Source organism: Mucilaginibacter sp. (genome assembly GCF_025362475.1).
Classification (GTDB): domain Bacteria; phylum Bacteroidota; class Bacteroidia; order Sphingobacteriales; family Sphingobacteriaceae; genus Mucilaginibacter.
The window spans coordinates 1-6,185 of sequence record NZ_JANYGH010000056.1 but is presented as its reverse complement, the minus strand read 5'-3'; the positions used below and the strand labels follow the sequence as shown (position 1 = coordinate 6,185).

Annotated in this window: 5 protein-coding genes; 2 read left to right on the top strand and 3 right to left on the bottom strand. The window is 43.3% G+C overall.

Features of this window, described 5'->3' with window-relative positions; translation table 11 throughout:
• Positions 1-225 (top strand): hypothetical protein (locus Q0R88_RS18770; RefSeq protein WP_295719087.1); only part of this gene is annotated, 225 nt, incomplete at its 5' end.
• A gap of 32 nt (positions 226-257) precedes the next feature.
• Positions 258-1,067, top strand: a complete 810-nt coding sequence (locus Q0R88_RS18765) for a PKD domain-containing protein (protein WP_295719085.1) — start codon at positions 258-260, stop codon at positions 1,065-1,067.
• A 102-nt stretch (positions 1,068-1,169) separates the two neighbouring features.
• Here the strand turns inward: Q0R88_RS18765 and Q0R88_RS18760 are convergent, their stop codons facing one another.
• From Q0R88_RS18760 to Q0R88_RS18750, 3 genes are all read right to left on the bottom strand, one after another.
• Entirely contained in the window at positions 1,170-2,759 is a 1,590-nt protein-coding gene (locus tag Q0R88_RS18760; RefSeq protein WP_295719081.1) for a glycoside hydrolase family 172 protein, read from the bottom strand.
• 367 nt (positions 2,760-3,126) lie between these two features.
• Entirely contained in the window at positions 3,127-5,661 is a 2,535-nt protein-coding gene (locus Q0R88_RS18755; RefSeq protein ID WP_295719079.1) for a zinc-dependent metalloprotease, read from the bottom strand.
• 117 nt (positions 5,662-5,778) lie between these two features.
• Positions 5,779-6,185: RagB/SusD family nutrient uptake outer membrane protein (locus Q0R88_RS18750; protein WP_295719077.1), on the bottom strand; the 407-nt coding region annotated here is incomplete at its 5' end.

The following is a 6,185-nucleotide window of genomic DNA, read 5'->3' as shown; positions in this document are numbered from 1 at the left end:
GAGCTCATCGAGCGTGTCGACAACCACATCCGGGTCATGAGACTAAGATTTAAGCCCAGCAGATTTGCCAAAATATTTCTGGAGCGTGGAAAGCGCTATAAAATAGAGGCCAACCATCGGGAAAATGTTGGCGGGCAACAGGCAAGGCTTGAGTATGAAGTGCCATCTGCCGGCATAAATGGACGACGGATTGTTCCAAAAAGCCAGTTGTTTCCGGCGCAATAATTATTTTACATATAATGAATATAACGATGAAGATGAATAAGTTATTCAACATTATGCCCGCGATTATGCTGGTTGTAATGATATCAGTAGGATGTAAAAAAGATAAACCGGTACCGATCGAAGTTGAAGTACCTAAACCTATGGCAGGTTTTACAGTTGCCAAAACTGATAGCGTTGACTTTTTGAGTTATCAGTTTACCAGCACTTCAAGTAATTACGAGGAGCTATTATGGCAATTTGGGGATGACAGCACTTCTGTTGAAAAATCACCCAAACACAAATATGCTTTTGAGGGGCTGTATCATGTTGTGCTAACATCAAGAAACTCGCAGGGGTACTCGGCCAGTAAAGAAATAATATTGAATGTAGCCGATCCGAATTTTGATAGAACTAAAGTTGGTGAAAGCTATTTTGCAACAATTGGCGGTACTTTTACTGTTTCGCGCGATAATGGAGGAGGCCCAAATTCAAACGAGGGTTCGTTAAAAGTAGTTGATGGAGATCCGAATTCAAAGTTTTTCCAATCAGGCTTTTCCGGAGACCTGGTAATGAAGTATGAACTTAAAACTGCTGCTCTTGCCGGTGCATATACCATGATAAGCGCAAATGATTCTCCGGATCGTGATCCTAAAACTTGGATCTTACAAGGGTCTGAAGATGGCATACGCTGGATAAATTTACATACGCGCACAAATGAGGTATTTTCAGGCCGTGCGCAGCGTAAATTGTATCATTTTAACAATAATGTTGCCTATAAATTTTACAGGATAAGCATTAAGGCAAATAACGGCAGCCGAGATTTTCAGATGGCCGAATGGACGGTAAATAAAAAGCAGCCATAAGCTATAACCTATAATTAAACTTTAAAATCTGTTTTCCACGTACGTGGAAAACAGATTTTTTTTAAAGCTGCTATTTTACAGCCTATGTATGCTAAAACGCTTTTAATTTGTGGGAAGCAATGATGGTTTAGTTTGATTTTTAGTTAAGCTGCTTTTGGCAGTTTTGAAACCGTACCAATAAGTGGTTGCTGCACAATCTGCTGTGCCGTTTTCCCATCCAAGCATTTCCAGGCTATAGCGAAACTGCTTTTTAAAAGGAACAGCATCAAGGTTTCTGGTTCTGGTAAAAGTATTATAGCCGAATGAATCTTCATTATCTGCACGAGGCGCATTGGCAAATGGGGTTTGGTATAACACTACCGGAGCCCAGGAAGTATTGTAGTAATCTTCCGTACCTGTGCCATATTCATCAGGAAAAACCGCATTATCTACCCAAAGCTTTTGATCGCCTTCTCCATACCATTTGTGCATGTGATTATAAACCGCAAAAGTGTCACCTATAAAAACTCCTTTTCCTGTTATGTTGTTGAAGTCCCATTCAATCGGATTATACTGTTCCGTTTGTTTGATGGCCACATTGTTTTCACTCTTCCAGTTGGCATGAAAATACATGCTACCGCCATTCCATTTCCATTTATCGGTAACTACCGAAAGGGATGCATGAACGGGAATCTCATTTAGATTTAACAAAGATACTTCTGCAGAAACCCGGTAGGGCATTACCCATCTGCTAATGAGGCTGCCATCAATATTTACTGTTCTGTACCAGCTTTTTAAAGGCTTGCTCGCTACGCCACTTCCTGCAAAATCGCCCAACGGGCACCATACAGTCTGCTCGCCATCAAATTTTATTTTGAGGACAGTGGAGCGCAATGCCTGTTCGTAATCATGCTGGTTTGCAGTTGCAATTTTTATAACCATGTACTTTACGGCGGCGGCACCCTTAGGGAGTTTCAGCGAGATTTGTTGTTTGGGTGCTATGTCCTGCTCAATTTTGGTTTGTTTGCCGGTTATAATACTATCTGGGTGCAGCAGTTTATCATTAACGGCCCCGGTTAATTTCTCCAGTGTTTTAAAATTCTCCAGTGTGAAAGTCCTTACTTTAGTACCGGTTGCATAAGCACGGTAATTCACCTGGTAATAACGTGGCTGATTGTCGGGATCATTATCTTCAAAAGTGATTTTGCAATGTTTTGCGTAGGGCATGGGTAAGTATAATGTACTACCGCCTTTTTCTTTAGCCTCATAACTGGAGTGTGGTTCCAGTAACGCGGTACCCAAATTCAAACCGATTTTCATTAAATCATAGGATGGAATAGTGATTTCGGGGTTTTGATGCCCGTCAAAATATATTCTGATTTTTCCATTTCGTTTAAATGTTGTAAGCCAAAACCGGACAATCGCCCCAGGACCATCGGCGTCCATCATAACTTCTTCTTTACGCCCCTGGTTAATTTTCGATCTTATATATTGTGATCTGTCATCATTGGCAAACCATCCCGCTGTGCCGGGCGACTTTGATTTGCGATCATAGCTGCTGGCCTGCGATTCCTTGTAATATGGATCAGGCCATTTTGCCACTGTGGTATTATCCTTTAATTCCGCTAACAATGATTGTAAGGTCACTTCTTTTTGGGCGAAACAGGACAGACTTGAAAAGCAAATGGAACTGATTGCTATTATTCTTAACATAATTTATTTTTAGATAAGGGATCTGGTTTATATTCAACATGTATCGTTTGTGTCCCAATTGATCAAGGCACATCATGAACGGTACACGTAAAATACACATTTCATTTGTTTCTGCTATAATCAGCATTAATTCTCACTTTTTTAATAACCCGGATTTTGTTTATTTGAATAAACCACATTGGTAAAAGGGAAAAGTAAATGCGGGAAGGGGAAGTGTTCTGCCGGGAAGCTTGTTGCCAAATTGTTCCAAAAACGAAACCGCTGTATTGCCATTTGTAAACAAAATGGCAATACAGCGGTCGCGCTTAACAAAATTTCCGCACTGGGGGATACGGACAATAAATACGGTTATCGTTCAATCATTGATTTATTTATCAATATCTGCTTTTGGCTTTAACGCACGGTTAAGCCGTTCGCTCATATCCACAAGGTGCTCGCGGCTTGCTGTGTTTGCAGTATGCGCCGATGCTGTTTTTATTTGTGCCGCTAACAATTTGGCATGCCCTTTTATAACAGACAGACCATCATTATCTACGCCGGTGCTTTGTTTGCTGATGATGGATATCAGCAGTTCTACATATGTCTTTTGCAAATCGCGCCTGTAAATACTAATGGGCTTTTGTGTTGTCAATTCCGAAAATATACCTTGTTTCAGGTCACGCAGCATTTCGGCAACGGTGTAGGCTTTGGTGCCATAGTTTTTTTCCTGGTCAACTAATGTAGTTAAGCGTTGCGGGCTAAGTAGCGCCATCAATATGCCTTTCTGAATTTTAGTTATCAGGCTAAAATCTGTTGTGGTAAGGTCATACAGTTTGCTATCCATCAGCCAGTATGGGGTAGTAAAAAGCTGCTCCTGCAAGAAAGCTACTGCTCTTTTTTGCTTTTCTTTAGGCACTACCGCATAAATAGGGCCTGCCTGTTCAACCGTTTTTGGGGTTGTATATGTACCGCCAACATGTTTTAGCACATGACCCATATAGCGTTGATATTGGTTGGCTATTTCTTTGTACATGTCGCCAACCTTATCGTAATTTCCATTAGGCTCTTTTAGCCATTTCATAATATTGGGCTCAATCCTTTTAAGGTTTTTGATACCGTATGTGCTGGCCAGCATGGCATCATCGCCCAGATCTTCACTTTGGTCGCGGGGGTCTGAATTGTTTGACATATAGATATCATTGGTAGCCGGATCAACCTGGCTGCCGTAAAAATATTGCTTGCCAGATGCCAGCTTATCAACCATCCACTTGTTAAGGATAGCTTTTTCATCAACGGCGGTTTTAGCCTCCGGAATCAGCTTATAGCCCCATTCAATGGCCCATTTATCATAATCGCCAATACGCGGAAAGATGCCTTTCTCGTCTATATGGTCTTCGGGCTGGGCAACATAATTAAAGCGGGCGTAATCCATAATAGATGGTGTATGCCCATGCGCTTCTACCCAGGCTTTGTTGCGCAGGTTTTCTACAGGCACTGTTGATGATGCCCCAAAGTTGTGCATCAAGCCCAAAGTATGCCCAATTTCATGCGATGATACAAAACGGATAAGCTGTCCCATCAGCTCGTCATCCAGCTGGGGCTTTTGCGCGCGAGGGTCAATAGCGCCCGCCTGTACCATATACCAGCTTTGCAGCAGACTCATTACACTGTGATACCAGTTAATATGGGTTTCTAAGATCTCGCCGCTGCGTGGGAACTTAATGCTTGGCCCCATGGCGTTGGCAACAGCCGATGGTTTATAAACTAATACCGAATGCCTTGCATCATCAATGTTCCAGGTAGAATCATTGAGCGGAGCCAGTTTGGCCATAATGGCGTTTTTAAAACCAGCCTTTTCAAAGGCGGCCTGCCAATCATTAATACCCAGCATTAGGTATGGTACCCACTTTTTGGGGGTAGCCGGGTCAATGTAAATAACAATGGGCTTTTTGGGCTCAACCAGTTCGCCGCGTTTGTATTTATCCATATCCTCATCCTTAGGCTCTATACGCCAGCGCCATATATAGCTGGTGTTGGTAACACCGCGTGGATTGGTATCAAAATCTACATACGTGTTGGAGAAAAAGCCGATGCGCGGGTCTGCAGGCCTTGGTTTCATGGGGATAGCCGGCAATAAAACGATAGAGCTGTTAAACTCAAATGTCACCGGTGGCGCTGTATACCCGCCGGAACTGGGTCGCATATTATACGTTTTTACCGATTTGATCTCCACATTGGCCGGGTAAGCCGAGGCATTGTCGATAAAAGACCGATCCATAATGAGGTTGCCTATCAGGCTTTTTATAAGCGGATCGCTCAGCGCAAATATGTTGTTATCGTTATTAATAAAATCGGTAAAATCAATCACTGTGCTCTTTCCCTCTTTGTTAATGGCTTTTATGGGGAAAGCACCCTGGATAGTTTGGTAATTACTGTTGATGAGCGCGTGCGATAAACCATTCTCGGTGGTATCATTACTAAACTCCCTGAAAGCGACCGAGCGCATCACGATCTTATCGCCCGGGATCTTTTCAAACTCTATAACTGATGATCCTACCTCGTCACCTGCATAGCTCATATAGCCCCCCGGCAGGCGGAAACCTGCAGGTGCTTTATCGATGCGGGTTACAATGAGGATGTCCTTTTTCAGCAATGAGTCCGGGATCTCGAACAAATACTTATCAGCCACCAGGTGAACCGTTAAAAAACTTTTAAGCGTTTTGGCCGTAGCTGGGACCACCTCTTTATAAGGCTTAATGTTTGATATGGGCTTGGCCAGCGCCAGCAGAGCCAGGCTTTTTGCTTTGGCTGTATCCACCGCGGCTGTTTTTGATTTTTTTTGACCATGGGCAAAGCCAAATACCATGATCAATGCGGCCGACAGCATAAGCGCACGACCGGTTTGTTTTTTGTTGATATACATTAATGGTTAGTTGTTTGTTTTCTGTAGAAAATTTAAGGCAAAACGGGGGCTAAAATGCCTGCACAATACCCCATGAAAGGATATTGCGCGGGCACTAACAGCTACTTTTTTTAATGTTTAGTAGCCTGGGTTTTGAGTAAGATTATGATTGATTAAAATCTCTGATACGGGTATTGGCACCAGTTGTTTATTGGTATTCCAGGTGCCGCCTTTTTGTGGTGTTACTATACTCATTACGGCATCAATTTTACCGGTTCGTTTAAGGTCGAACCAGCGGTGGCCCCATTCGGTAAACAACTCAACCTGGCGTTCATGTGCAATGGCGCTCAAGGCAGCGTCTTTTGAGGCAGTAGTTGCGGCGGGCAGGCTTGCCCTTGCGCGTATCACGTTCAAATCGGCGGCGGCCCCGTCAAGGTTACCCAGTTGGGCCCTTGCTTCTGCGCGGATGAGGTATTGCTCGGCAAGTCGTAACTCAATAGGATATTCGGTAATGGGCGTGATGCTGCCCGAGCTGGTGTTGGCCT

What these genes read in the sequence shown, in the direction of transcription:
- Q0R88_RS18765 (WP_295719085.1), top strand. Translation starts at nt 258, where the DNA reads ATGAATAAGTTATTCAACATTATGCCCGCGATTATGCTGGTTGTAATG.
- Q0R88_RS18760 (WP_295719081.1), bottom strand. Translation starts at nt 2,759, where the DNA reads ATGTTAAGAATAATAGCAATCAGTTCCATTTGCTTTTCAAGTCTGTCC.
- Q0R88_RS18755 (WP_295719079.1), bottom strand. Translation starts at nt 5,661, where the DNA reads ATGTATATCAACAAAAAACAAACCGGTCGTGCGCTTATGCTGTCGGCC.